General features: G+C 70.7%; 23 protein-coding genes and 3 pseudogenes. 20 read left to right on the top strand and 6 right to left on the bottom strand.

All coding sequences use genetic code 11. The annotated features are described in order from the left end of the window. Positions 1 to 128 precede the first annotated feature (128 nt). The 8 genes and pseudogenes from MYK68_RS20925 to MYK68_RS18415 form a co-directional block, all read left to right on the top strand. A pseudogene (locus MYK68_RS20925) lies at positions 129 to 1,115 on the top strand (MMPL family transporter); the annotation flags it as partial. Between the two features lie 486 nt (positions 1,116 to 1,601). Further along, positions 1,602 to 2,144, top strand: a pseudogene (locus MYK68_RS20920) (MMPL family transporter); the annotation flags it as partial. Positions 2,145 to 2,226: 82 nt separating this feature from the next. Continuing rightward, on the top strand, positions 2,227 to 2,379 hold the full coding sequence (locus MYK68_RS18440) for a hypothetical protein (protein ID WP_247865190.1): 153 nt from the start codon (positions 2,227 to 2,229) through the stop codon (positions 2,377 to 2,379). 72 nt (positions 2,380 to 2,451) lie between these two features. Further along, entirely contained in the window at positions 2,452 to 3,297 is an 846-nt protein-coding gene (locus tag MYK68_RS18435; RefSeq protein ID WP_247865189.1) for an SDR family NAD(P)-dependent oxidoreductase, read from the top strand. A 94-nt stretch (positions 3,298 to 3,391) separates the two neighbouring features. Next, positions 3,392 to 3,997: pseudogene (locus tag MYK68_RS18430) on the top strand (hypothetical protein); the annotation flags it as partial. A 234-nt stretch (positions 3,998 to 4,231) separates the two neighbouring features. Further along, positions 4,232 to 5,659: an adenylosuccinate lyase gene (purB, locus tag MYK68_RS18425; protein WP_247868104.1), complete on the top strand. Its 1,428-nt coding sequence runs from the start codon at positions 4,232 to 4,234 to the stop codon at positions 5,657 to 5,659. Between the two features lie 29 nt (positions 5,660 to 5,688). Beyond that, positions 5,689 to 6,594 (top strand): phosphoribosylaminoimidazolesuccinocarboxamide synthase, encoded by a 906-nt coding sequence (locus MYK68_RS18420; protein WP_247865188.1) that lies wholly within the window; start codon positions 5,689 to 5,691, stop codon positions 6,592 to 6,594. Between the two features lie 8 nt (positions 6,595 to 6,602). Continuing rightward, positions 6,603 to 8,813 carry a S9 family peptidase gene (locus tag MYK68_RS18415; protein WP_247865187.1) on the top strand — a complete coding sequence of 737 codons (2,211 nt, stop codon included), beginning with the start codon at positions 6,603 to 6,605 and terminating at the stop codon, positions 8,811 to 8,813. A gap of 524 nt (positions 8,814 to 9,337) precedes the next feature. Here the strand turns inward: MYK68_RS18415 and MYK68_RS18410 are convergent. Continuing rightward, positions 9,338 to 10,267, bottom strand: coding sequence for an iron-sulfur binding domain-containing protein (locus tag MYK68_RS18410; protein ID WP_247865186.1), 930 nt, complete (start codon positions 10,265 to 10,267; stop codon positions 9,338 to 9,340). Here MYK68_RS18410 and MYK68_RS18405 point away from each other — a divergent pair. Together MYK68_RS18405 and MYK68_RS18400 are read left to right on the top strand one after the other, a co-directional pair. Then, positions 10,266 to 10,883 (top strand): carbonic anhydrase, encoded by a 618-nt coding sequence (locus MYK68_RS18405; RefSeq protein ID WP_247865185.1) that lies wholly within the window; start codon positions 10,266 to 10,268, stop codon positions 10,881 to 10,883. The two genes, MYK68_RS18410 and MYK68_RS18405, sit on opposite strands and share 2 nt — an antisense overlap. A 111-nt stretch (positions 10,884 to 10,994) precedes the next feature. Further along, positions 10,995 to 11,732, top strand: coding sequence for a hypothetical protein (locus MYK68_RS18400; protein ID WP_247865184.1), 738 nt, complete (start codon positions 10,995 to 10,997; stop codon positions 11,730 to 11,732). On the opposite strand, the gene disA is transcribed toward MYK68_RS18400, so the two are convergent. Beyond that, complete coding sequence (gene disA, locus MYK68_RS18395; RefSeq protein ID WP_247865183.1) at positions 11,733 to 12,818, bottom strand: DNA integrity scanning diadenylate cyclase DisA; 1,086 nt, start codon at positions 12,816 to 12,818, stop codon at positions 11,733 to 11,735. A gap of 103 nt (positions 12,819 to 12,921) precedes the next feature. On the opposite strand from disA, the gene MYK68_RS18390 reads away from it, so the two are divergent. The 3 genes from MYK68_RS18390 (at position 12,922) to MYK68_RS18380 (ending at position 14,266) form a co-directional block, all read left to right on the top strand. Then, on the top strand, positions 12,922 to 13,407 hold the full coding sequence (locus MYK68_RS18390; RefSeq protein ID WP_247868103.1) for a PaaI family thioesterase: 486 nt from the start codon (positions 12,922 to 12,924) through the stop codon (positions 13,405 to 13,407). An 83-nt stretch (positions 13,408 to 13,490) separates the two neighbouring features. After that, positions 13,491 to 13,811 (top strand): DUF4333 domain-containing protein, encoded by a 321-nt coding sequence (locus MYK68_RS18385; protein ID WP_247865182.1) that lies wholly within the window; start codon positions 13,491 to 13,493, stop codon positions 13,809 to 13,811. 86 nt (positions 13,812 to 13,897) lie between these two features. Continuing rightward, positions 13,898 to 14,266 (top strand): DUF4333 domain-containing protein, encoded by a 369-nt coding sequence (locus tag MYK68_RS18380; protein ID WP_247865181.1) that lies wholly within the window; start codon positions 13,898 to 13,900, stop codon positions 14,264 to 14,266. A gap of 28 nt (positions 14,267 to 14,294) precedes the next feature. Here MYK68_RS18380 and radA read toward each other — a convergent pair whose 3' ends face one another. Both radA and MYK68_RS18370 read right to left on the bottom strand, forming a co-directional pair. Then, positions 14,295 to 15,698: a DNA repair protein RadA gene (radA, locus tag MYK68_RS18375; RefSeq protein ID WP_247865180.1), complete on the bottom strand. Its 1,404-nt coding sequence runs from the start codon at positions 15,696 to 15,698 to the stop codon at positions 14,295 to 14,297. A gap of 99 nt (positions 15,699 to 15,797) precedes the next feature. Beyond that, on the bottom strand, positions 15,798 to 16,544 hold the full coding sequence (locus MYK68_RS18370) for a copper-binding protein (RefSeq protein WP_247865179.1): 747 nt from the start codon (positions 16,542 to 16,544) through the stop codon (positions 15,798 to 15,800). A 285-nt stretch (positions 16,545 to 16,829) separates the two neighbouring features. On the opposite strand from MYK68_RS18370, the gene MYK68_RS18365 reads away from it, so the two are divergent. Genes MYK68_RS18365 through rlmB form a run of 5 tightly spaced genes read left to right on the top strand, consistent with a single transcriptional unit; the run spans position 16,830 to position 20,874 of the window. Continuing rightward, entirely contained in the window at positions 16,830 to 17,318 is a 489-nt protein-coding gene (locus MYK68_RS18365; RefSeq protein ID WP_247865178.1) for a CarD family transcriptional regulator, read from the top strand. Continuing rightward, positions 17,315 to 18,025, top strand: a complete 711-nt coding sequence (gene ispD / locus MYK68_RS18360; protein WP_247868102.1) for a 2-C-methyl-D-erythritol 4-phosphate cytidylyltransferase — start codon at positions 17,315 to 17,317, stop codon at positions 18,023 to 18,025. The genes MYK68_RS18365 and ispD overlap by 4 nt, the downstream gene beginning before the upstream one ends. Next, the gene (gene ispF, locus MYK68_RS18355; protein WP_247865177.1) at positions 18,022 to 18,486 is read left to right on the top strand and encodes a 2-C-methyl-D-erythritol 2,4-cyclodiphosphate synthase; all 465 of its coding nucleotides are present in this window, start codon (positions 18,022 to 18,024) and stop codon (positions 18,484 to 18,486) included. The genes ispD and ispF overlap by 4 nt, the downstream gene beginning before the upstream one ends. Before the next feature lie 11 nt (positions 18,487 to 18,497). Further along, a complete protein-coding gene (gene cysS, locus MYK68_RS18350) occupies positions 18,498 to 19,907 on the top strand; it encodes a cysteine--tRNA ligase (protein WP_247865176.1) in 1,410 nt (469 codons plus the stop codon). Position 19,908: 1 nt separating this feature from the next. Continuing rightward, entirely contained in the window at positions 19,909 to 20,874 is a 966-nt protein-coding gene (gene rlmB / locus MYK68_RS18345) for a 23S rRNA (guanosine(2251)-2'-O)-methyltransferase RlmB (RefSeq protein WP_247865175.1), read from the top strand. 435 nt (positions 20,875 to 21,309) lie between these two features. Here rlmB and rarD read toward each other — a convergent pair whose 3' ends face one another. Together rarD and MYK68_RS18335 are read right to left on the bottom strand one after the other, a co-directional pair. Next, on the bottom strand, positions 21,310 to 22,242 hold the full coding sequence (gene rarD / locus MYK68_RS18340; protein WP_247865174.1) for an EamA family transporter RarD: 933 nt from the start codon (positions 22,240 to 22,242) through the stop codon (positions 21,310 to 21,312). Next, complete coding sequence (locus MYK68_RS18335) at positions 22,239 to 22,979, bottom strand: LamB/YcsF family protein (RefSeq protein WP_247865173.1); 741 nt, start codon at positions 22,977 to 22,979, stop codon at positions 22,239 to 22,241. Before MYK68_RS18335 ends, rarD begins: the two co-directional genes overlap by 4 nt. A gap of 128 nt (positions 22,980 to 23,107) precedes the next feature. Here MYK68_RS18335 and MYK68_RS18330 point away from each other — a divergent pair, with 128 nt between their 5' ends. Next, complete coding sequence (locus MYK68_RS18330) at positions 23,108 to 24,664, top strand: carboxylesterase/lipase family protein (protein WP_247865172.1); 1,557 nt, start codon at positions 23,108 to 23,110, stop codon at positions 24,662 to 24,664. Further along, positions 24,661 to 25,179, top strand: a complete 519-nt coding sequence (locus MYK68_RS18325; RefSeq protein ID WP_349306143.1) for a DUF2599 domain-containing protein — start codon at positions 24,661 to 24,663, stop codon at positions 25,177 to 25,179. The genes MYK68_RS18330 and MYK68_RS18325 overlap by 4 nt, the downstream gene beginning before the upstream one ends. Positions 25,180 to 25,223: the final 44 nt, after the last annotated feature.

The raw sequence follows: 25,223 nt of genomic DNA, 5'->3' as shown, positions 1-25,223 counted from the left end.
TGACGGCCAATATACCCCTGTGGGTATAGGAGGACAAGACTGCGATCTGGACTCGTGGCGGCCATCGGGCCGTGACGCAGGTCCCGCGGCAGTTGCGCGATCTGTACAAGCGGCCGCGAGCACCGGCGATGAACACTGAGTCGGTGCTGACATCAACTACCCAGAGGAGCCGGAAACGGCTGGTCACGACCGCCGTGGTGCTGCTGCTCGCCGTTACCGGAGTGCTGCTGTTGCCGTCGACGATCGCTCGGCTCGGCTCGGGCGGCATGACCGCCGACTCGGCCGAATCGGTGCGGGCCGAGCGGCTGCTGAAGGACCGGTTCCCGGCGGCCGACCCCGACGTGGTCCTGCTCCTGACCCCGGCCGGCGGCGACTCCGCCGCGGCTCGGCGCGTCCTCGACGCGGTGGCGAAGCGGCCGGAGGTGACGCAGGTGCACTCCTCCTTCACCGATCTTCCCGTCGACGAACTCCGTTCCGGCGACACCGGTCTCGCCTTCGTCGCCGTGCGGCCCGGGACCTCGCCGGCCGATCTGCTGACGATCGTCGACGACGCCCGCGACACCGGGCACGCGCGGGACGTCACGGTCACCGCCAGCGGAAACGGAGTGATCGACGGCTCGATCGACGCGATCGCCGAGGCATCGCTGGTGCGGGCCGAGCTGATCGCGGCGCCACTGGTCGGGCTGATCCTCGTCGTCGTCTTCGGGTCGCTGTGGGCGGCGCTGATGCCGCTGGTGGCCGGAGGGGCGGCCGTCGCCATCGCCATGCTGGGGCTGAGTGTCCTCGCCCGGGTGACCGAGGTGTCGACCTTCGCCCTGAACCTCGCCACCGCGATCGGGTTCGGCCTGGCCGTCGACTATTCGCTCTTCATCATCGCCCGGTGGCGGGAGGGCCGGATGCTCGGCATGTCCGCCGAAGAGGCGCGGGCGCTGACCATCCGTACCTCGGGGCGCACCATCGTGTTCTCCGGCGTCACCGTGGTGATCGCGATGGCCGCCCTGCTCGTCTTTCCCGGCTACTTCCTGAAGTCCCTGGCCTACAGCGGAATCCTGACGGTGACCACCGTGATGGTCGTGACGGTGCTGATCGTGCCGTGGATGCTGGTCGCCCTCGACCAGCGGGCCGTCCGCCGCTACGCGTGGAGCCGGTGGGCCGCCGTCGAGCATGACCCGTCCGCGGTCGTCGTTCAGCGACCGCCGAGCCGGGCGCGCGTCTGGACGAGCGCGGTACTGATCACCGGGGCGCTGCTGGCGGTCGCCGCACCCTTCCTGAGCGCAGACTTCGTCCTGCGCGACTATCGCGAGCTGCCCTCGGGCGACCTCGCTCGCGCCGGTACCGAGCAACTGGCCGGCGAGTTCCCCGAGCTGAGCCGGAACGCGGTGAACATCGCCTTCCCGGACACGCCCGACCCGGCGACGCTGGGCGCGGTCGCCGATCGGCTCGCACGTGTGGACGACGTGCGCGCGGTGCACTGGGCGGGTGGCACGACCACGACCGCCCCGGCGTCGCGCGGCCCGGCGACGACCGCGCCGCCCAGTCCGTTCGACGCGATGGTGTTCACGGCACCGGACGGTGCGAGCTGGATGCGGGTGGACCTGTCGGTGGAGCCCGAATCGCCCGGGGCGGCGGCCGCGGTCCGCGCGATCCGCGAGGTGGTGAGTGAGCGCGGCGGGCTGGCCGGTGGGCAGACCGCGGCCCTCGTCGACAGCACCGAGGGGATCAAGAAGAACCTTCCCTATGCCCTGGCGGCGATCGTCGTGGTCACGGCGGTGCTGCTGTTCCTGCTCACCGGCTCGGTGGTGCTTCCGCTGATCGGTGTCGCGCTGTCGGTGCTGTCGCTCGGCGCGACCTTCGGCTCACTGGTGTTCATCTTCTCCGAAGGGCACTTCGCCGGGCTGCTCGGCGGCTTCACCGCGTTCGGCGCGATCAACGTGACCGCCCCGATCCTGCTCTTCTGCATCGCCTACGGGCTGTCGATGGACTACCAGATGTTCATCCTGTCCCGGATCGCCGAGGAGCGATCCGCCGGACGCAGCAGCGAGGAGGCCATCCAGGTCGGCCTCTCGGCGACCCGCCGGGTGATCGGCGCCGCGGCCGTCCTGATCGCCGTCGTGCTGGCCGCGATGGCCACCTCGGGCCTGACGTACCTGAAGATCCTGGGGTTCGGCCTGGCGGCGGCGGTGCTGGTCGACGCCTTCGTCGTGCCTGTATCTGCTGCCCGCCGCGATGCGCATCTTCGGCGACGCCGTCTGGTACCGGCCGTCCTGGCTCGACCCCGTCTACCAGCGCTTCCGGCTCTCCCACGGTGCGGGACCGGCCGCCGAGTGCGGACCGGAAGCCGGCGACGGCCGCAAGCCGATCGCCGCCGTGGCCGACTGATCCGCCCGGCGACATCGCACCGCAACGAGGTGTCGCGCGACCGGCGCGGCACCACCGACAGAAAGGCAACCCATGACCGAGCACGACCTGTCGCACCTGCACGTCGCCGTCACCGGCGGAGCGCAGGGCATCGGTGCGGCCACCGCCCGCCGGCTCGCCGCGCGAGGCGCCGCCGTGAGCATCGGCGACGTCGACGTGCCCGCGACCACCGCGCAGGCGGCCGCGATCGCCGCCGCGCACGGCCGCGGCCGCTGCTTCGCCGCGGAGCTGGATGTGCGCGCGGAACCGGACTTCCGGAGGTTCCTGGCCGCGGCCGGAGACTTCCACGGCACGGCCATCGACGTCATGGTGAACAACGCCGGGATCATGCTCGTCGGACCCTTCCGCGAGGAGGCCGTCGCCCTCACGGACAAGCAGCTCGCCGTCAACGTCGGCGGCGTCGTGAACGGCACCCGGGTCGCGCTGGAGGTCTTCGAGGACAGGGGCTCCGGACATGTCGTGAACATCGCCTCGGTGGCGGGCCGCAACGCCTTCGCGAACATCGCGACGTACACCGGCACCAAGCACTTCGTCTACGGCTTCACCGAGGCCCTGCGCAGCGAATACTCCGGCACCGGCATCGAGTTCACGACCGTGCTCCCGAACATCGCCAAGACCCGGCTGGGATCCGGCGTCTCCGGCGTGAAGATGGTGCGCAAGAGCGATCCCGAGGACATCGCCGAGGCGATCGTGGCCGCGATCGCGAGTCCGGCGCCGGCGACCTACATCCCGCGCACCCTGGCGCCGCTGTCCGGTCTGGCGCAAGCCGTCCCGTCGGCTGTCCGCGACCGGGTGTTCGGCCTCCTCGGTGCCGATCGGGCGCTCGTCGACACCGACGACGCCGAGCGGGCGGCCTACGACGAGGTGCTGGGTCGCTGAGCGCGGGGCGCCGGCGGTCGCGCCGTCGGCCCGGGGGGACTACCGTCGGCGACCGGACGCCGGGGTGCCGGACGCGGCGAGTAGGGAGTTGTCGATGACGGTGGCCTGGCGCGGCGAGGTGGTCGACTACGGGACGAATGCGGCGATGTACGTCGGCGCCTTCTGCCCGACCGCGCAGCACCGGCACTACGCGATCCAGCTGATCGACTGCCCGGGCGGTCTGTCGCTGCGAGTCGCCGCGACGAGCCACACCGGCGCGACCGCCGCGCTCATCGGTTCCGGCGTGCCCCACCGGCTGACCTCCGGCGGGGAGGGCACCTTCGTGTACGTCGCGCCGCACTCGGCGCACGGCCGGGCGCTGCGGAATCGGCTGCGCACCGACGGCGATGGCGAGGCGCTGGTGTCCACCGCCGATCGGACGGCCGCCCGGAGCGGTGCGCACGCCTGGACGCTGCCCGACGACCACGCCGGCGCCGGAATCGCCGACGAGATCGTGCTCTGGATCGGCGATCGGGTACGCCGCGCGCCGCATTCGCCGCTGTACCTCGCCGACGTCGCCCGGCACTTCCACCGTTCCGGCGCCGCCGTGAGCAGGTCGTTGCGCGAGGAGCTGGCGGTGAACTTCGCGTGCGTGGTCCGCTGGGAGCGACTTCGACTGGCGATCGATCTGATCGCCGGCGGCGCGTCGTGCACGCGCGCCGCCCACGACGCCGGCTTCTACGACGGCTCCCATTTCACGCGGGTGTGCAAATCGATGTTCTTCGATCCCGCCGAAGCTGCTGGAACTCGGGTGCCTGGCACCGGCGGACATCGACGACCTGCCGGCCGGACTCGGTCCGCGGGAGGTCTCCTGACCGCGCGTCGGGTGCGGTCGTCTGCCGCGCGGGATCGCGGATTCTCCCGAGCGTCCGTCGAGCCACTAGACTGGCTCGACGTGGGTAAACCTGCCATCAGCAATGTCCTGGCCAGCCGCTACGCCTCCGAAGGCCTCGCCGAGATCTGGTCGCCGCGGAACAAGATCATCCTCGAGCGCCGCCTCTGGATCGCGGTCCTGAAGGCCCAGCGCGACCTGGGTATCGACGTGCCGGACGGTGCCGTCGACGACTACGAGCGGGTCGTCGATCAGGTCGACCTGGAATCCATCGCCGACCGCGAGCGGATCACCCGGCACGACGTGAAGGCCCGCATCGAGGAGTTCAACGATCTCGCCGGGCACGAGCAGATCCACAAGGGCATGACCAGCCGCGATCTGACCGAGAACGTGGAGCAACTGCAGATCCTCAGCTCGCTGCGGTACGTGCGCGGGCACGGTGTCGCCCTGCTCGCCCGGATCACCGAGCGCGCCGCGCAGTACTCGTCGACCGTGATGGCCGGTCGCAGCCACAACGTGGCCGCGCAGGCCACCACCCTCGGCAAGCGCTTCGCCTCGGCCGCCGACGAGCTGATGACCGCGCTCACCCGGCTCGACGAGTTGATCGCCCGCTACCCGCTGCGCGGCATCAAGGGGCCGATGGGCACCAGCCAGGACATGCTCGATCTGCTCGACGGCGATGCGGCCAAGCTGGACGCCCTCGAGGGCAAGGTGGCGCAGCATCTCGGTTTCGATCGGGCGCTGACCTCCGTCGGCCAGGTGTATCCGCGGTCGCTCGACTACGACGTGGTCTCGGCGCTGGTGCAGCTGGCCGCGGCGCCGTCGTCGCTCGCCACCACCATCCGGCTGATGGCCGGGCACGAGCTGGTCACCGAGGGCTTCCAGCCCGGCCAGGTCGGCAGCTCGGCGATGCCGCACAAGATGAACACGCGCAGCTGCGAGCGGGTGAACGGTCTCGCGGTGATCCTGCGCGGCTACGCCTCGATGACCGGCGAACTGGCCGGTGCGCAGTGGAACGAGGGCGACGTGTTCTGCTCGGTGGTGCGCCGCGTGGCGCTGCCCGACGCCTTCTTCGCCATCGACGGCCTGATGGAGACCTTCCTGACGGTGCTCGCCGAGTTCGGCGCCTACCCCGCGGTGATCGCGAACGAGCTCGACCGGTACCTGCCGTTCCTGGCGACCACCAAGGTGCTGATGGCCTCGGTGCGCGCGGGCGTCGGCCGCGAGACGGCCCACGAGGCGATCAAGGAGAACGCCGTCGCGGTCGCCCTCGCCATGCGTGAGGAGGGTCGCGAGCCCGACCTGCTCGACCGGCTCGCCGCCGACGAGCGGATCCCGCTCGACCGGGCCGCGCTCGACGCGCTGATCGCCGACAAGTCCGCCTTCGTCGGCGCCGCGGAGGCGCAGGTCGCGCAGGTGCTCGCCGCCGCGGCGGCGGTCATCGAGAGCGACCCGCAGGCCGCCGCCTACGCCCCGGCACCGATTCTGTAAGCCCTTCCCGCACCAGAGGATTGACCGCCATGCGTCCAGCACTGTCCGATTACCCCCACGTCGCCTCCGGCAAGGTCCGCGACATCTACGAGATCGACGACGAGACGCTGCTGCTGGTGACCTCGGACCGGATCTCCGCGTACGACTTCATCCTGGACACCCCGATCCCGGACAAGGGGGCGATCCTCACCGCGGCCAGCTTCTTCTGGTTCGACGAACTCGGTGTGCCGAACCATCTCGCCGGCGGGCCGGAGGACGAGCGGATCCCGGCCGGGCTGGTCGGCCGCTCGATGGTGGTGCGCAAGCTCCCGATGGTGCCCGTCGAATGCGTCGCGCGCGGCTACCTGACCGGCTCCGGCCTGGTCGACTACCGCGCGACCGGAGCGGTCTGCGGCGTCCGGCTGCCCGCCGGACTCACCGAGGCCGACCGGCTCCCCGCGCCGATCTTCACCCCGGCCACCAAGGCCGCACTGGGCGACCACGACGAGAACGTCACCTTCGACCAGGTGGCCGAGCAGGTGGGCGACGACCTCGCGCGCACGCTCCGCGACGTGACCCTGGACATCTACAGCCGCGCCGCCGACCTGGCGCGTGATCGGGGAATCATCCTCGCGGACACCAAGTTCGAGTTCGGCCGGGCGCCGGACGGCTCGCTGGTCCTCGCCGACGAGGTGCTGACCCCGGACTCCTCCCGCTACTGGGAGGCCGCCACCTGGAAGCCCGGCGAGGTGCAGCCGAGCTTCGACAAGCAGATCGTCCGGAACTGGCTCACCTCCGCCGAATCCGGCTGGGACCGCCACGGCACGGTTCCGCCCCCGCCGCTGCCCGACGACGTCGTCGAACGCACCCGCGCGCGCTACATCGAAGCGTACGAGCGCATCTCGGGCCGCAGCTTCGCCGACTGGCCGGGTGGCAACAGCCCGTTGAGCCGGTGAGGAACGAAGTGACGAACCGAGTCGAAACGTCGTCTGCCCCACCCGTCGCGAAGAAGATCCCCGCCCGCCGCGAGCACCACGGCGACGTCTTCGTCGACGACTACGAGTGGCTGCGTGACAAGGACGATCCCGAGGTGGTCGCCTACCTCGAAGCCCAGAACGCGTACACCGAGACGCAGACCGCGTCGCTGGCCCCGCTGCGCAGCGACATCTACAACGAGATCCGTTCCCGCACACAGGAAACCGACATGTCGGTGCCGGTGCGCTCGGGCCGGTTCTGGTACTACGTGCGCACCGAGGAGGGGAAGTCGTACGGGATCCGGTGCCGTCGTCCGATCGCCGGTGACGACGACTGGACGCCGCCCGAGATCGCCGGCGACGGACCCATCGAGGGCGAGCAGATCCTGTTCGACAGCAACGTCGAGGCGGAGGGGCACGAGTTCTTCTCGCTCGGCGCGCACTCGGTGAGCCACGACGGCCGCTGGCTCGCGTACAGCACCGACACCGTCGGCGACGAGCGGTACACGCTCCGCATCAAGGACCTGGAGACCGGCGAACTGCTGCCCGACGTCATCGAGGGCACCGCGGGCGGGGCCACCTGGTCCAAGGACGCGAAGTACCTCTTCTACCTGACGGTCGACGACGCCTGGCGTCCCGACACCGTCTGGCGCCACACCGTGGGCGCCGGGAGCACTTCGACTTCGCTCAGCATGAATGCGGCGAGCGGGCCCGATCGAACCGGATCGGGCACCGACGACGTCCGGGTGTTCCACGAGCCGGACGAGCGCTACTGGGTGGGCTTCGGCGCCACCCACAGCGAGGAATACCTGATGATCGCGGCCGGCTCCAAGCTGACCAGCGAGATCTTCGCGCTGAGCATGAACGACCCGACCGGCGAGTTCACCAGCGTCGCCGGTCGTACCGAGGGCGTCGAGTACAGCGCCGAGCACGCCCGGCTGGGTGGCCGCGACTACTTCCTGATCGTGCACAACGATGAGATCGACGGCGTCAAGGCCGTGGACTTCGCCGTCGACGTGATGCCGGTCGACGACCCGTCCGCGCGTCGGAACCTGCTGCCGCACCGGCCGTCGTTCCGGATCGAGGACGTCGACTGCTTCGCCGACTATCTGGTGCTGTCGTACCGGGAGGATGCGCTGCCGCGGCTCGCGATCGCCGACCTGCGGGGGCGCGACGCGCTGCCCGGCGCGGACGACTTCGTGCCGGTCACCTTCGACCAGGAGCTGTGCTCGGTCGGCCTCGGACCCAATCCGGAGTGGGACACCCCGCACCTGCGGATCGTCTACGGCAGCTACGTCGACCCGACCGAGGTACTCGACCTGGACGTGAGCACCGGCGAGCGGACGCTGCTGAAGCGGGCCGTCGTGCTCGGCGAGTACCACCCGGCCGACTACGTCGCCGAACGCGAGTGGGCCGTGGCCGACGACGGCACCCGGATCCCGGTGTCGATCGTGCGGCGGGCCGACGCCGACCGCGGCGTGCCGGCGCCGGTGCTGCTCAACGGATACGGCGCGTACGAGATCAGCTCCGACCCGGGCTTCTCGGTGCAGGCGCTGTCGTTGCTGGACCGGGGTGTCGCGGTCGCGACCGCGCACGTCCGCGGCGGCGGCGAGATGGGTCGTGACTGGTACGAAGAGGGCCGCGTCCTGGCCAAGAAGAACACCTTCACCGACTTCGTCGCCGTCGCCCGGCACCTGGTCGAGACGGGGGTGACCACGCCGGGACAGCTGGTGGCCGACGGCGGCTCGGCGGGCGGTCTGCTGATGGGCGCGGTCGCCAATCTGGCACCCGAGCTGTTCGGCGGAATCCTGGCGGCGGTGCCCTTCGTCGACCCGCTGACCTCGATCCTGGATCCGTCGCTGCCGCTGACCGTGACCGAATGGGACGAGTGGGGCGACCCTCTGCACGACCCGGAGATCTACGCCTATATCCGCAGCTACGCGCCGTACGAGAACGTCGCCGAGCTGCCGTATCCGGCGATGCTGATCCTGACGTCGTTCCAGGACACCCGGGTCCTCTTCACCGAGGCCGCGAAATGGGCCGCGCGCCTTCAGGAGTCGACGACGTCCGGCAAGCCGGTCCTGCTGCGCACCGAGATGAACGGCGGCCACGGCGGGCCGAGCGGGCGGTACCGGCAATGGGAGGAGGCGGCCTTCGAGCTCGCCTGGATCCTGTCCGTCTCCGGCGCTGTGTCTGCCTGAGTGGCTGCGGCGGACGGCCGGGTCGATTCTCGGCAGTCCTCGCTACTGGACTCGAGCCGGCTCGCTGCCTGCTAGATGGGCTGCGGAGGGCTCGAATTCGACCCCGGCCGTCCGCCGCTCCCTGGCATGGCTCAGTGCCGCGGCTGGTGGCCGGTCGGTTCGAAGAGGGCCGCTGGTGACGCCTGGCGAAGTGGCCTTGTGTCGAGACACGTGCTGCTTTGCCGGCTGAGCGACCCCTCGTGATGGGCGAGCGGCCCCTTCGTGCTGGTCGAGCGGAGTCGAGACCGTGCGGCCTCGTCGAGTGGCAGCTGGTCGCCTCCCCACCTGCTTCCCGCACTCTGTGGACGTATGCGACGGAACGGTACGGGAGGGCGACGGGCGGCCGGAGGAGCGACGGTGGTGGGTGTCGCGGGGAACTGTCCCAACTGTGGCGTAAAGAGGCCGCCTCCGCCGTGAGGCGACCCGTTTTCCCGGTCGTGAGGCGGGGGCTCGGGTCGTACGTCACGGTTGGGACGGTCGCGGGGCTATCCCTCGCCGGCGAGGCAGAACAGGCCGTCGTCGGTCAGCTCCACCAGGCCGTCGGTGAGCAGGGAATCGAGGGCGCGGTCGCGCTGGGCGGGATCCCGGGTCCACGCGATGTCGAGAGCGGGTCGTTCGACCGGGCCGGAGCTGCCGCGCAGAACATCGAGCAGCCGGCCGCGGGCCTGCCGGTCGGTGCCCTCGTACTTCTGGGTGCGGCGCGCCGGACCGTCGTACGAGGGCCGCCCGCGCGCCAGCCACCGGCAGGAGTCGCTGACGGGACACACCTCGCACTTCGGGTTCCGCGCGGTGCAGACCAGTGCGCCGAGTTCCATCAGGGCGGCCGAGAACTCGGGCGCCTCGGCGGTCGGGAGACCGGCCGAATCGCGGGGCAGCAGAGCCTCGGCATCGGCCAGGTCCGCCTTCGACGGGTTTCCCGGCTCGCGGCCGTGGATCGCGCGGGCGATCACCCGTCGCACGTTGGTGTCCACGACCGGCACCGCCTGGCCGTAGGCGAAGCACGCGACGGCACGGGCGGTGTAGTCGCCGATGCCGGGCAGTGCCAACAGCGTGCCGACATCGTGGGGGACCACGTCGTCGTGCTCCGCGGCGAGAACCTTCGCGCACTCGTGCAGGCGCAGGGCGCGGCGCGGATAGCCCAGCTTGCCCCAGGCGCGCAGCACCTCGCCGCCGGTCTCGGCGGCCATCGCGGACGGAACGGGCCACCGCTGGACCCAGCTCTGCCACGGCTGCACCACCCGCGACACCGGGGTCTGCTGCAGCATGATCTCGCTGATCAGGATCTGCCAGCCGGAGACGCCGGCCGCGCGCCACGGCAGATCGCGCCGGACCAGACGGAACCAGTCCAGAATCGCCCGGTTCCAGTGGCCCGCATTCACGTCGTCGCATGTGGGCGGTGTAACACTAGAAGTCATGAAGAACCTCACCCCCGCACAGGCCTGGCAAGTCATCAAAGAGGGCAACGAGCGTTTCGTCCGGGGCGAGTCGATACATCCCAGTCAGGGTATCGCCGACCGCGCGAAGCTGATCGACGGCCAGGCGCCGCACGTCGTGCTGTTCGGCTGCGGCGACTCGCGCGTGGCCGCCGAAGTGATCTTCGACCAGGGGCTGGGCGACATGTTCGTCGTCCGTACCGCCGGGCACGTGATCGACTCGTCGGTGCTGGGCTCCATCGAGTTCGGCGTCGACATCCTCGACGTGCCGCTGATCGTCGTGCTCGGGCACGACAGCTGCGGTGCCATCTCGGCGACGCTGCGCGCGCTCGACCAGCTCGAACTGCCGTCCGGCTACGTCCGCAGCATCGTCGAGCGGGTGGCGCCGAGCGTCATCGCGGGTCGCAGCGAGGGTCTGACCAGGGTCGACGAACTCGAAGCGCGCCACGTGAACGAGACCGGCAAGCTGCTGATGGAGCGCAGCCGGATCATCGCGGAGCGCGTCGAGGCCGGGAAGCTCGCGATCGTCGGCCTCAACTACCACCTCGCGGACGGCAAGGTCAGCATGTCCGGGAAGATCGGCGACATCGGAGAATAGCCGCTCGGCCGCGCCGCGCGCCTGAGGTGAAGCTGTGATCTGTGCCGGCAACTCGCGACACGCCGCCGCAGGTCGGCGAGGCCTCTGGCGTGCGGCGATACCGTGGCAGGCGTGATCGAACCACAAGGACCGCTGCCTCCCGAGGTGTACTGGCGGCGCCGGCTGCTCGCCATCGCCGTCGGGGTGGTCGCGATCGCGGTGGTCGTCGGGCTGATCGTGTGGGCCGGCTCCGGGGGAAGCGGCGACAACAAGGCCGCCAATACCGCCGCCACCTCGTCGGCCACCGGCACGACGCCGGTCGCACCCGCACCCACCGGGGACAGCTCCGCGGCGCCGAAGCCGGGCGACGGCCAGCAGCCGGAGAGCACGCCGGTCGCGCCGCCGTCGTCGAGCGATCCGGCCGCCGGTGCGCAGACGCCCCCGACCGACGGCCAGGGCACGGTTCCCTGCTCGGATCAGGCGATCTCGGTGGTGCTCTACACCGATAAGCCCACCTATACCAAGGGTGATCAGCCGGTGTTCACCATCGTCGTCACCAACGCCGGTCTGGCCGCGTGCTCGCGCGACGTCGGCAAGGCCAGCCAGAACGTCGTCGTCCGTTCGCTCGACGGCACTCGTACCCTGTGGACCGCGCAGGACTGCGCCCCGGACAAGACGGTGAACGAGCAGGTCCTCGCACCGGGTCAGCAGGTCACCGACACCCTCACGTGGTCGGGCACCACCAGCAACCCGGGCTGCAACAAGCCGCGCGTCGCGATCCCGGTGGGCGCCTACCAGGCGATCGCCAAGATCGGTGCCAAGGAGTCGGCGCCGATCACCTTCAACGTCGTCGCCCCGGCGCAGCAGTAGCTAGTCGAAACGTTCGAGGCTCGACTCGGCCAGCCGGGACAGGCCCTCGCGGATGTGGCGGGCCCAGATGCTTCCGATGCCCTCGACGGCCTGCAGGTCGGCCGCACTGCACGCGAGCAGGGCCTGCAGGGTCCCGAACTCGCGGACCAGCCGGTCGATGTGCCCGAACTGCAACCGGGAGATCCGGGCGAGCAGCCGGTAGCCGCGCGGGCTCATCGGGAGGTCCTGCGCTTCGACCTTCGTCGGGTAGCCGAAGGCGCCGGCGACCAGGGTGAGATCGAGCAGGTCCACGTTCGACAGGTTCTCCAGCGCGTCCAGGATCTGCCGGACCTGTTCGGTGTTCGGGGCCTCGGGGCTGGAGTGGTAGTCGCGGACCAGCAACTCGCGCATGATGTCGTTGTCGCTGCTCAGTTCCTCGAGTTGCAGTGCCACCTGACGTCCGTAGACGCCGAGTTCCAGCACGTACTCCTCGATCTCGACGCCGACGCGGCGCACCATCTCCATCCGCTGGGCGGCGCTGCACGCGTCGCGCAGCAGCACGTAGTCCTCGATCTCCGCGCGGGAGAGCTGAGCGCTGACCTCGTCGAGCCGGGCCTTGTAGCGTTCCAGGGTCGACAGCGCGACGTTCGCCCGCGACAGCAGCGCGTCCGGGTTCTCCACGACGCGCCGGTTGCCGCCGACGTACAGGCTGACGATCGACATCGATGAACTGACCGTGATCACCGGCGTTCCGGTCTGGATCGCGGTGCGCTCGGCGGCGCGGTGACGGGTACCCGACTCGACGGTCGGGATGGTCGGGTCGGGCACCAGCTGCACGTTGGCGCGCAGAATCCGGGTGCCGTCGCCGGAGAGCACGACCGCGCCGTCCATCTTCGCGAGCTCGCGCAGCCGGGTGGGAGCGAACTCGACGTCCAGGTGGAAACCGCCGTCGCACAGGCGCTCGGTGTCCTCGTCGTAGCCGAGGACGATCAGTGCGCCGGTCCCGCCGCGCAGAATGCGCTCCAGGCCGTCGCGCAACCCCGTGCCGGGGGCCACCCGGCGCAGCATGGACCGCGTCTCGTCGGACGTGGGCTCGCTCAGGGTCATCGTCGTCTTTCGGTTCGCGGGCGGCGCGGCCGTCGTACAGCCACATGGATTAGCGTAGCCCGATGTGAACGACGCCCTCGATCTGCCCGCACACCCCGAACCGATGACGCGCCACCCGAAGGCGCCGTCCGCGGGTGAAGAGATCCGCTTGCATCACTCCCTGTGCTTCGCCTGCGGCGACGACGCTCCGGTGGGACTGCGTGTGCGAGTCGTGGCGGGGGAGGGCTTCACGGTGACCGCGTCGATGAAGGTCGAACCGTGGATGCAGGGCGGACCCGGTGTGATCCACGGCGGGCTGCTGGCGGCCGCGTTCGACGAGGTCCTCGGCACCGCGCCGCTGCTGATCGGCGCGGGCGTGGTGACCGCCCACCTCGAGATCGACTTCGCCGAGCCCATTCCGCTCGGGTCCACCCTGCACTTCCGGGGCGAGGTGCTCGCCAAGGAGCGTCGCAAGGTCTACCTGCGCGCCACCGCCCATCTCGACGACCCCGAGCGGCCGGTCGCGGCCGCGCACGGCATCTTCGTCGCGATCGACGTCCGCGAGCACTTCTCCCGGTACCGCGACACCGCGGTGAAGGTGGCGCGGTAGCCGCCCGGAAAGCTCCGTTCCGCGCCGATTCCGTGCCGTTGCGGCGATACTTGGCACTGACTCGATCCTCAGGAGGCAGTGCCATGAATCGTCTTGTCAGCCGGGCCGGTATCGCGGCCATTGCCGCCGTCGTCCTCGCCATCACCGGGTGCTCGACGTCGGTTGAGCTGTCGCAGAAGCAACTCGAAGACGGATCGTCGACGCAATTGGCGCTGGACCCCGAGCACAAGCCCGAAGTGCGTTGTGACGGCGGGCTGAAGGGCGAGGTGGGCGCGACGCAGAAGTGCAAGGTCGACGTCGGCGGTGGACGCTGGGTCGACTACACCGCCACCGTGACCAAGGTCGACGGCAAGACCGTGAATTGGGACATCAAGGCCGATCACCCGGAGCAGGTCTCCGGATAGCGGGGAACATTCCGGGTCGCCGTGCCCGTCCAATAGTCGACCGTCTCCGATCGTCGGGGACGCCGACGTGGACGGAGCGGTGCGACATGAAGAAGGCGATCAAGGGGATCACGCTGGCCGGACTGGTCGCGGCGGCCGTCGCGCTGAGCGGGTGCGAGGCGCACGTGAGCGTGGGCGACGCGTCGACGACGACCACCTTGACGGCGCCCGTGGTGAGCACCGAGAAGCTCGCCGAGGGTGTTCGCGATCAGCTCACCGAGACGGTCGGGCAGACTCCCGACCAGGTGCGCTGCGCGGGGAACCTCGAGGCGCGGGTGGGTGCGACGCAGCAGTGCGCGCTGGAATCGGGCGGTTCGTGGCTGCCGGTCACGGCGACCGTGACCGCGGTCGAGGGCACCGACGTCAACTACCACATCGAGGTGGGCAAGGACGAGATTCCGGAGCCGTCGTACTGACCGGCGAACGGGCGACGGCGAGGCGCCTTCAGAACGGCGCCTCGTCGTGATCGTCGTCCCCGGCCGGGCCGCGGCCGCTGCGGATCCTCGCCGCGGCGGCGGCCTCGGCCAGCGTGTTGACCTCGGTGACCCGGATGCCGCGCGGCATCTCCTCGCCGCACCCGGCCGGGATTATCGCGTGCGTGAAGCCGAGGCGCTTGGCCTCGGCCACCCGGCGGGCGGTGGACGACACCCGGCGCACCTCTCCGGTGAGCCCGACCTCGCCGATCGCGACGGTCCCGTCCGGGAGTGCGGAATCGTGTTTGGACGACGCCAGCGCCAGGAAGATCGCGAGATCGGCGGCCGGCTCAGTCACCCGCATGCCGCCGACGGTCGAGAGATAGACCTCGTGGTCGTGGGCCCGGACGCCGGCGTGCTTGGCCGCGACGGCCAGCATCATCGCCATCCGCGCGGTGTCGAGCCCGGACGCGGCGCGGCGCGGGTTGTGCGCCTCGGTCTTGTGCAGCAACGCCTGGATCTCGCCGACCATCGCGCGCCGTCCGTCCATCGCCACCATGTTGACGCTGCCGGCGACCGGCCCGTTGCGGGCCTGGACGAAGATCCCGGACGGATCGGCCACCTCGTGGATACCGTCGCTGCGCTGCTCGAAGCAGCCGACCTCGTCGGACGCCCCGAAGCGGTTCTTGATGCCGCGGATCAGCCGCAGTGACGAATGCCGGTCGCCCTCGAACGACAGCACCACGTCGACCAGGTGTTCCAGTGATCGTGGACCGGCCACGTTCCCGTCCTTCGTGACGTGTCCGACCAGTACGACGGCCACGCCGCTGTTCTTGGCGAGCGACACCAGGGCGGTGGTGACCGCGCGGATCTGCGTGACGCCGCCGGTGACCCCGTCGGTTCCGGTCGCGACCACCGTCTGCACCGAGTCGACGATCAGCAGTGTCGGCCGCACCTGTTCGACATGCCCGAGGATGGTGGCCAGATCGGTCTCCGACGCCAGGAAGATGTTCTCGCGCACGGCGTCGGTGCGCTCGGCGCGCAGCCGCACCTGTCCGGCGGATTCCTCGCCGGTCACGTAGAGCGCGGTCCGGCCGGCCTGCGCCCAGTGCTTGACGGTCTCCAGCAGGAGCGTCGACTTGCCGACGCCCGGCTCGCCGGCCAGCAGGATCACCGACCCGGGCACCACGCCGGTGCCGAGGACCCGGTCGAACTCGCCGATTCCGGTCGGGACGGCGCCCGCGGCGTTCGCGTCGATCTCGGTGATGCGCACGGCCGGGCTGCGCGGGGCCACCGCGGCGGCGCCGCTCGCCGCGACCGCCGGGGCGCCCTCCTCGATGGAGCCCCACTCGCCGCACTCGGGGCAGCGGCCGACCCACTTGGGGACCTGGTATCCGCAGGCCGCGCACCGGTACACCGATTTCGTCTTCGCCACGCGCTCACTGTAGTGGCCGCCTCCGACAGGGCCGGAGACGACCGCGGGCCCCGATCCGGTGTGGATCGGGGCCCGCGGTGACAATCGATGGGGAGGTGCTCAGTGGCCGCCCTCGCCCTCCTGCTCCGCCGGCTGGGCGTCGCGCACCACGTCCTGGCGGTCGAGTGCGCTGGCGTCGACGGGGACCTCGATGGTCTTCTGCTTCGGGCCCAGCTTGGTTGGCGCCGCGCCGCCCTTGCCGAGGTCGTAGACGTCGAAGTGCAGGGTCAGCGGGGTGGTCTGGCCCGCGGCGACGGTGTCGCCGGTGCCGGACAGCTCGGCCTCGATGTAGGTCACGTCCGCCGCCTTGGCCAGCGCCTCCGCGTTGGCGGGATCCTGCGGATTGCCGGTGCTGATCGCGGTGTTCGGCGCCATCGTGCCGGCGTCGCCCGGCGTGGCCGAGCGGGTCACGTTGCCCGAGGCGTCGCGGGTCAGGAACTGGACGGTGCCCTTGCCCGCGGTGATCCCGGTCAGCTTGATCGTGCGGATGTTGCTGTCGTTCGCGATGGTGAAGGCCAGCTTGAACGGGCCGCCGTCGCCCCAGATCTCCGAGGCCTTGTCGACCGGGTAGATGATCTGCAGATTCCGGATCGCGATGGTGCCGGCCTCGACCGTCTGATCGCCGAGCTGCTCGGCCGGATCGAGCTTGATGGTGCCGTTGGCGCCGTTGATCGCCGCATCCTGGTTATTGGTCTGCGAGATCTTGCCTGCTCCACACGCGGTGGTGCCCATGGCGACCGCGATGCCGAGCGCGCCGATCGTGGCGCCCTTGGCGATGCGGCGGGTGGTCCGAGTGAAGACTGACACCTGAATCCTCCGAGAGTCGACTCGCGCGCCACGCAAGTCGTGCGTGACGCTTCACTACGCAGCGTAGTGGGCGCGACCGGCAAAAGTCAGACGGGGTGGCCACATTGGCCCGAATTGGTGCGTGACGGGCCGTGTCCGCGGGCCGATGGCCTGCGGTGATCGGGGCATCGGAGGCGGGTCGGACGCGGCTGCTTCGGGCCTCGCACAGTGCCCTGACCTGCACCGTCGAGATCTCTGTCGGTGGGCGCGTGTTAGACTGGTAACACTCGAAAGGGGCACGGAACATTGAATTTCAAAGTTGGCGACACCGTTGTCTACCCGCATCACGGTGCTGCCAGGGTAGAAGACATCGTCGTACGGACCATCAAGGGCGAAGAAGTCGAGTATCTGGTCCTGAAGGTGACCGACGGTGACATGACGGTGCAGATCCCGTCGAGCAAGCTCGAGTACGTCGGTGTTCGCGACGTGGTCGGCGCCGAGGGGCTGGACGAGGTGTTCGAGGTGCTGCGCGCACCGCACACCGAGGAACCCACCAACTGGGCGCGTCGTTTCAAGGCCAATCAGGAGAAGCTGATCTCCGGCGACATCATCAAGGTGGCCGAGATCGTGCGCGACCTGTGGCGTCGTGAGCAGGACCGCGGCCTGTCGGCCGGCGAGAAGCGCATGCTGACCCGTGCGCGGCGCGTGCTGGTCGACGAGCTCTCGCTCGCCCAGGACACCGACGAGGCCCGCGCCGACAGCATCCTCGGCGAGATCCTGGCTGCGGCGTCCTGACCGACGATGTACAGGGCCGGATCGTCGCACTGATTCCGGCGGCCGGCCAGGGGACCAGACTGGGGCTCGACCGGCCCAAGGCCTTCGTCGAACTCGACGGCCAGACCCTGCTGAACCGCAGTATCGATGCGGTTCGCGCCAGCGGCGTCGTCGACCAGGTGGTGGTGATCGTGCCACCGGAACTGGTCGACGACGTCCGCGCGCGTTTTCCGGAGGTTTCGGTGGTCGCCGGTGGCGCCGAACGCAGTGACTCCGTCCGCGCCGGCCTGGCCGCAGCGGACCCGGACACCGAACTGGTGCTGGTGCACGACGCCGCACGCGCCCTCACTCCCCCCGCGTTGTTCGCCCGCGTCGTCGAGGCGCTGCGCGGTGGTGCCGGGGCCGTCGTCCCCGGCCTGCCGGTGACCGACACCCTCAAACGTGTCGACGACACCGGAGTCGTGATCGACACCCCGAATCGCGCCGAGCTGCGCGCCGTGCAGACCCCCCAGGGTTTCACCGCCGAACTGCTGCGGAGGGCCCACGCGAGTGCCGCCGACGCGACCGACGACGCCGGCCTCGTCGAAGCCCTCGGTGAGCCGGTGGTCGTGGTGCCCGGTGAGGCACGTGCTTTCAAGATCACCACCCCGTTCGACCTGCGGCTGGCCGAATTGCTGTGCGGCACACCGGATGTCGTCGAACCCGACCCGGAGGAGCAGTCGTCGTGAGAACCGGTATCGGCACCGATGTGCATGTGATCGAACCTGGCCGGGAGTGCTGGATGGTCGGGTTGCTCTTCGAGGGCGAGGACGGCTGCTCGGGCCACTCCGACGGCGACGTCGGCGTGCACGCGCTCTGTGACGCCCTGCTGTCGGCGGCCGGGCTCGGCGACCTCGGTTCGGTGTTCGGCGTCGATCGCGCCGAATGGCGGGGGGTGACCGGCGCGCAGATGCTCACCCACGTCGCCCGTCTCCTCGACGAGAACGGCATGGTCCCGGTCAACGGCGCCGTGCAGGTGATCGGGAACCGGCCGAAGATCGGCCCGCGGCGCGTCGAAGCCCAGGACACGCTGTCCGGATTGCTCGGTGCGCCGGTTTCGGTGTCCGCGACCACCACCGACGGCCTGGGGCTGACCGGCCGCGGCGAGGGCATCGCCGCGGTGGCGACGGCACTGGTGGCCCTGAAGTAACATTGCAGGTCGTGACTCTCCGCCTGTACGACTCCGCGTCCCGCGAGGTCCGCGACTTCGTTCCGCTCCGGCCCGGCATCGCGACCGTGTACCTCTGCGGTGCCACCGTGCAGGGCGTTCCGCACATCGGCCACGTGCGCAGCGGTATCGCCTTCGACGTGCTGCGGCGCTGGCTGGCCTCGCCCGATCGCGCGGACGGCGGCCTGGACGTGCTGTTCGTCCGGAACGTCACCGACATCGACGACAAGATCCTCCGCAAGGCCGCCGAGCACGACCGGCCCTGGTGGGAATGGGCGGCCACGCACGAGCGCGAGTTCACCGCCGCGTACGACGCCCTCGGTGTGCTGCCGCCGTCGGCCGAGCCGCGCGCCACCGGCTTCGTCACGCAGATGGTCGAATACATGGAGCGCCTGATCGAGCGCGGGCACGCCTACGCCGCCGACGGCAACGTGTATTTCGACGTCCGCAGCCAGCCGGACTACGGCAGCCTCTCGCGCTTCAAGCTCGACGACGTTCATCAGGGCGAGAGCGCAGGCACCGGCAAGCGGGACCTGCGCGATTTCACGCTCTGGAAGGCAGCCAAACCCGGGGAGCCGTCGTGGCCGACGCCGTGGGGTCCGGGCCGGCCGGGATGGCATCTCGAATGCTCCGCGATGGCCACGTCGCTGCTCGGCGGTGAGTTCGACATCCACTGTGGCGGAATGGATCTCATCTTCCCGCACCACGAGAACGAGATCGCCCAGGCGCACGGCGCCGGCGACGCTTTCGCGCGCTACTGGCTGCACAACGGCTGGGTGACGATGAGCGGCGAGAAGATGAGCAAGTCGCTCGGCAACGTGGTCGCGATCCCGGAGATGCTCAAGAAGGTCCGCCCGGTGGAACTGCGCTACTACCTCGGCAGCGCGCACTACCGCTCGATGCTGGAGTACTCCGATGCCGCGCTGCACGAGGCCGCCGCGGGCTACCGGCGCATCGAGTCGTTCGTCCAGCGCGTCGTCGACCGGGTGGGTGAGGTCGGGATCGGCGGTGTCGCCGCCGATTTCGCCGCGGCCCTGGACGACGACCTGGGTGTGCCCGCCGCGCTGGCCGTCGTGCACAACACGGTGCGTGAGGGCAATACCGCGCTGGAGGCCGGCGACGGTGAGCGGGCGCGGGAACTGGCCGCGCAGGTCCGCGGTATGGCGGCGATCCTGGGCACCGACCCGCTCGACCCGCACTGGGCGTCGGCGGGCGTGGACGAGGCCGCGACCGCCGCGCTCGACGTGCTGGTCGGCGCCGAACTGGAACGACGCGCCGCCGCGCGCGCGGCGAAGGACTGGGCGGTCGCCGACGAGGTGCGCGATCGCCTCGCCGCGGCCGGCGTGGAAGTGACCGACACCCCCGACGGCGCCCAGTGGGTGCTGGCAGAGAAGGACTCCTGACATGGCAGGCAACTCGCAGCGCAAGGGAGCCGTCCGCAAGGGTGGCTCCAAGAAGGGGCAGGTCGTCGGTTCCGGCGGCCAGCGTCGTCGCGGTCTGGAAGCCCGCGGCGCGACGCCGAAGGCCGTCGACCGCACCTATCACCCCGCCCACAAGAAGGCGAAGGCCGCGGCCAAGACGAAGACCGTCGCCAATCGCAAGACCAGCCGGCGCGGCGAGGGCGGCCCGGAGTACGTGGTCGGCCGCAATCCCGTGGTCGAGTGCCTGCGTGCGGACGTCCCGGCCACCGCGCTCTACGTGATGACCACGATCGACGCTGACGACCGGGTCCGCGAAGCCGTCGCCACCGCCGGCGACATGGGCATCGCGATCCTGGAGGCGAGCAAGCTCGAACTCGACCGGCTCACCACCAACGGACTGCACCAGGGGCTCGCGCTCCAGGTGCCCGAGTACACCTACGCTCATCCCGACGACCTGCTGGCCGACGCGTTCGCCTCGCCGACTCCGCCGCTGCTGGTGGCGCTGGACAACATCACCGACCCGCGCAACCTCGGCGCGGTCATCCGCAGCGTCGCCGCGTTCGGCGGCCAGGGCGTGCTGATCCCGCAGCGGCGCAGCGCCAGCGTGACCGCCGTGGCCTGGCGGACCAGCGCCGGCGCGGCCGCGCGGCTGCCCGTCGCCCAGGCCCCGAATCTGACCCGCACCCTGGTGGAGTGGGCCAAGGCCGGCTGCCAGATCGTCGGACTCGACGCCGACGGCGATGTGACCCTCGACGACTACGACGGCACCGGCCCGACCGTGGTGGTCGTGGGCTCGGAAGGCAAGGGCCTGTCTCGCCTGGTCCGGGAGAACTGCGACTCGATCCTGTCGATCCCGATGGCCGGCGATGTGGAGAGCCTCAACGCCTCGGTCGCCGCGGGCGTGGTCCTCGCCGAGTTCGCCCGTCAGCGCCGGATCGCCTCCGCCTGACCCGGGGGCGTTTCGACACGCTCCGGGTCCTGAGCTGGCGCGGCGGAGCGTGCGACGACGCGGCGCCGAAGGGCGCCCTTGCGGGCTCGAATCGGCTCAACGGGCTGGACGGGGCCCGGAACGACGCAACGGGCCGGACGGGCTCGGATCGGCTCAAGGGGATGGGCGGGTTCGGGAACGACTCATCGGGCTGGAACGAGTCGGAGGGACCCAGGAGGTGGACGGGGGCCTCACACGACAACGGCACCATAGCGAGCCACGATCCATATATGCCCGCGTGACCGCCCACAGTGCCGTTGTCATACTCGGGAACCGCACGCGACGACGCGGCGTCGAAGGGCGCCCTGCGGGCTCGGGACGGCTCAATGGGCCGTCTGACAGCCCCCGTGTCGAACGGATCGCCTGACCTGGTCGAAAGCTCGACGCGCCGCGCGCTCAGCCCGGCAGTTCCTCGCACTCGGAGATCCGGCGGGCGCGGGAGCGTCGACGACCGGCCAGCAGGGCGTCGGCGGTCAGCACCACCAGCGCCACCCAGACGATCGCGAAGCCGATCCAGCGAGCCGTGGTGACGTGCTCACCGAGGACGGTCACCGCGCATATCAGCTGGATCACCGGGGTGATGAACTGGATCAGGCCGACGGTGGTCAGGGGAATCCGGCGGGCCGCGGCGGCGAACAGCAGCAGCGGGACGGCGGTCGCGACGCCGCTGAACACGAGCAGCCCGGCGTGGACCGGCCCGTGACGGCCGAAGTCGAGCCCGGTGTCGGCCGCGATGAAGACGAGGATGCCCGCGGCGATCGGCAGCAGGATGAAGGTCTCCAGGCTCAGGCTGTGCAGCGCGGGCAGCGTCGCGCCGACCCGGTTCTTCACCAGACCGTAGAGGGCGAACGACGTCGCCAGGGTCAGCGCCGTCGCCGGGAACGACCCGCCCGCCACCGACAGATAGACGCCCGCGATCAGGCCGATCCCGACCGCGATCCACTGCAGCATCCGCAATCGCTCGCGCAGCACGACCACCCCGAGCGCCACGGTGACCAGCGGATTCAGAAAGTAGCCGAGGGCGGCATCGCTGGTGTGCCCGGACGTCACCGCGGCGACGTAGACCACCCAGTTCACGGCGATCAGGAGCGCGGCCAAGGTCACGCCGATCATCAGCCTGCGCTGGCGCACGAGCGGCGGCAGCCACGCCCAGTCGCGGGAGAGCGCCAGCACGATCAGGCAGAAGACCGCGGTCCAGACGATGCGGTTGGCGAGGATCTCCCACGGGCCGGTCGGGCGCAGGGCGTCGAAGTAGATCGGGAAGACACCCCAGATGCCGTACGCGGCGAACCCGGCGGCGATGCCCGCCGTCGCCCGTTCGGCCCTCATCGGGCGCGCACGTCGATGCCCGCGGCCTCCAGCGCGGCCCGTACCGCGCGGGCGTGCTCGACGGCGCCGGGGGTGTCGCCGTGCAGGCAGACCGAGTCCGCGTGCACGGCCACGTCGGTGCCATCGATGGCGGTGACCTCGCCGGTGGTCACCAGCCGCACCACCCGCTCGGCGATCGCGGAGGTGTCGGTCAGCACCGCACCGGGCGTCGTCCGCGGCACCAGCGTGCCCTGCGGGGTGTACGCGCGATCGGCGAAGGCCTCGGTCAGGATCGGGACGCCCGCGGCCACCGCGAACTCCAGTGCCACCGACCCAGGCAGGTTCATCAGCGGCAGCCCGGCCTGCGCCACCGCGGACACCACGGCCCGGGCCTGCTCCCGGTGCCCGACGATCGCGTTGTAGAGCGCGCCGTGCGGTTTCACGTAGTCGACGGTGCCGCCCACCGAGCGGGCGATCTCCGACAGCGCGCCGATCTGGAACAGCACATCGGCGACCAGGTCGTCGGGCTCGATCTCCATGAAGCGGCGGCCGAATCCGTCCCGGTCCGGATAGGACACCTGCGCGCCGATCCGCACCCCGGCGGCGACCGCTTCCGCGCAGGTGCGGCGCAGCAGGGAAGGGGTGCCGGCGTGGAAGCCGCAGGCGACGTTCGCGCTGGTCACGAGGGCGACCATGGCGGCGTCGTCGCCGATGCCTTCGCCGAGATCCGCGTTCAGATCGACGCTGGTGATGGCCATTGCATCATGGTAGGCCCGCCCCGATCGGGACGGTGCCGTGCGTCCCGCGGGCGGTGTCGTGCGGCGCGTATCACGAACGCCGGAGACGGCTGGGAGGCTGTCATCGTCCGGCGATAAGGTTGGTGTCCATGACGCAGATGGACACGACGGTCGACACGGTCGAGGGCACGGTCGACGGCAAGCGGGGCCGGCGCAGCAGGCGCGGCACGGTGTCGTGGCTGGGCATCCCGTACGCGGCGCCGCCGGTCGGGCCGTTGCGGCTGCGCGCCCCGCAGCCGGTGCAGCCGTGGGACGGCGTGCTCGAGTGCTTCGACTACGGCTTCTCGCCGATCCAGGACAAGCTCTTCACGGCCCGCGCCGACGGGACGTTCCAGCCGCGCAGCGAGGACTGCCTGACGGTCAACGTCTTCGCGCCGGACACGGTGTCGGCGACGCCGCGGCCGGTGATGGTCTTCAACTACGGCGGCGCCTACGTGCTGGGCGGATCGTCGACGCCCATCTACGACGGGTCGTTCCTGGCCCGGGCCCGCGACGTGATCGTGGTGACCGTGAACTACCGTTTCGGGCCGTTCGGCTTCCTCGACCTGTCCGAGTACTCGACGCCCGAGCGCAGGTTCGACAGCAACTGCGGCCTGCGCGACATGGTCGCCGCGCTGGAGTGGGTGCAGCGTAACATCGCGGCCTTCGGCGGTGACCCGGACCGGGTGACCGTCTTCGGCGAGAGCGCGGGCGGTGCGGCGGTGCTGACCCTGCTGTCCACCCCGGCCGCCGAGGGGCTCTTCTCGCGGGCGATCGCGCAGAGCCCGGCCGCCGAGCTCGTCGTGCACGAGGAGAACCGCGCCGTCCTCGCCGACGAATTCGTGCGTCAGCTGGAGAACCCGGGGCGGCGCAGCGGGCCGCAGCGCACCGAGCCGCCGATGTCCCCGGAGAAGGTGGCCGCGCTCATCGACGATGCCGACCCGTACGCGCTGCTCGCCGCCGGGAACCGGCTCCTCGGGTTCACCAAGCACGCCGAACTGTCCGACCCGATGCCGTTCGCGCCGGCCGTCGACGGCGACTATCTGCCGCTGGCCCCGGTCGACGCCGCCCGCGCCGGGACGACGCACCGCGTGCCGCTGATCGCCGGCAGCAACCGCGACGAGGGCGAGCTGTTCGCGCGGTTCTGGAGCATCCTGCCCGAGCCCACGCACTACCTGGTCGGTGTGCACGACCCGGAGGTCCGCGAGGAGCTGACCAGGCTCTATCCGGGCACCCGCGATCAGGTGCGGCTGTCGGCGGATGCGGTGTTCTGGATCCCGACGATGATCTTCGCCGAGAACCACGCCAAGCACTCGCCGACGTACGTCTACCGGTACGACTACGCCGTCCGCGCGCTCAAACTCACCGGAATCGGGGCCACGCACGCCACCGAACTGCTCGCGATCTTCGGCGTCTACCGGCACCCGATCGGCATCGGGCTGGCCGCCGCCGGAAGCTGGTTCTCCACCAAGCGCATCACCGGCACCATGCAGTCGATGTGGACGTGGTTCGCCCGGACCGGAGTGCCCGCGGAGAACTGGCCGCGATACAGCGCGGACGACCGCCGCGTGCTGGTGCTGGATCACCCGGTGACCGTCGAGGACGACCCGGACGGCGCCCGCCGCGCCGCCTGGGAACGAGTCCACCTGGAACTGCGGAACTCGTGAACGTGCGCCGGTCGAGGTTCGTCGCCGTCGCGGTGCCACTCGCCGCGGCGGCCGCACTGCTGGCCGGCTGCGGGTCGGACTCCGGCCCGGTTTCGGCGCCGGCATCGTCGCCCGCCACGTCGTCGACGAGCGCCGTCGCGCCGTCGTCCGAGACGAGTGCTGCCGAGTCCGAGGAGTATCCGTCCACGTCGACGCCGCCCAGTCTCCCGCCGCCGTACATCGACTACACCGAGTGGGTGCAGACCGCCGTCGGCCCGAGCCTGCAGATCCACCCGACGCAGGCCGGCCGCACGGTCACCGGGGACGGCACGCAGGACGAGGCCTGGTCCGAGGTGCTGAAACTGTCACCGAACGCCGACACCCCGGGTATGCGCGCCCAGTTCGACTGTCACTGGACCTTCGCGCGGCTGGTCGATCCGAACAAGCCCAGCTGGAATCTGGAACCGGGCCGGCCGGTGGTGTCGCAGAGCGAGATGATCGCCACCCGGTGCAACCCCGGTTTCGCCGAGGAGTGACGGCCGGCGGTTCGGCCGAATCCCGCGTGTCGACCGCCCGGCCG

It is taken from the genome of Gordonia sp. PP30 (genome assembly GCF_023100845.1).
Lineage (GTDB): Bacteria > Actinomycetota > Actinomycetes > Mycobacteriales > Mycobacteriaceae > Gordonia.
Note: the sequence above shows the minus strand (reverse complement) of the source record. Positions and strands in the feature narration are given on the sequence as shown.

Bases quoted from the DNA above. Each gene is read 5' to 3' on its own strand.
- MYK68_RS18390 (WP_247868103.1), top strand. From the start codon at position 12,922: ATGACGCGCCACCCGAAGGCGCCGTCCGCGGGTGAAGAGATCCGCTTG.
- MYK68_RS18380 (WP_247865181.1), top strand. From the start codon at position 13,898: ATGAAGAAGGCGATCAAGGGGATCACGCTGGCCGGACTGGTCGCGGCG.
- disA (WP_247865183.1), bottom strand. From the start codon at position 12,818: ATGACCCTGAGCGAGCCCACGTCCGACGAGACGCGGTCCATGCTGCGC.
- MYK68_RS18330 (WP_247865172.1), top strand. From the start codon at position 23,108: ATGACGCAGATGGACACGACGGTCGACACGGTCGAGGGCACGGTCGAC.
- MYK68_RS18335 (WP_247865173.1), bottom strand. From the start codon at position 22,979: ATGGCCATCACCAGCGTCGATCTGAACGCGGATCTCGGCGAAGGCATC.
- MYK68_RS18405 (WP_247865185.1), top strand. From the start codon at position 10,266: ATGAAGAACCTCACCCCCGCACAGGCCTGGCAAGTCATCAAAGAGGGC.
- MYK68_RS18435 (WP_247865189.1), top strand. From the start codon at position 2,452: ATGACCGAGCACGACCTGTCGCACCTGCACGTCGCCGTCACCGGCGGA.
- MYK68_RS18440 (WP_247865190.1), top strand. From the start codon at position 2,227: ATGCGCATCTTCGGCGACGCCGTCTGGTACCGGCCGTCCTGGCTCGAC.
- rlmB (WP_247865175.1), top strand. From the start codon at position 19,909: ATGGCAGGCAACTCGCAGCGCAAGGGAGCCGTCCGCAAGGGTGGCTCC.
- MYK68_RS18385 (WP_247865182.1), top strand. From the start codon at position 13,491: ATGAATCGTCTTGTCAGCCGGGCCGGTATCGCGGCCATTGCCGCCGTC.
- rarD (WP_247865174.1), bottom strand. From the start codon at position 22,242: ATGAGGGCCGAACGGGCGACGGCGGGCATCGCCGCCGGGTTCGCCGCG.
- MYK68_RS18420 (WP_247865188.1), top strand. From the start codon at position 5,689: ATGCGTCCAGCACTGTCCGATTACCCCCACGTCGCCTCCGGCAAGGTC.
- MYK68_RS18410 (WP_247865186.1), bottom strand. From the start codon at position 10,267: ATGACTTCTAGTGTTACACCGCCCACATGCGACGACGTGAATGCGGGC.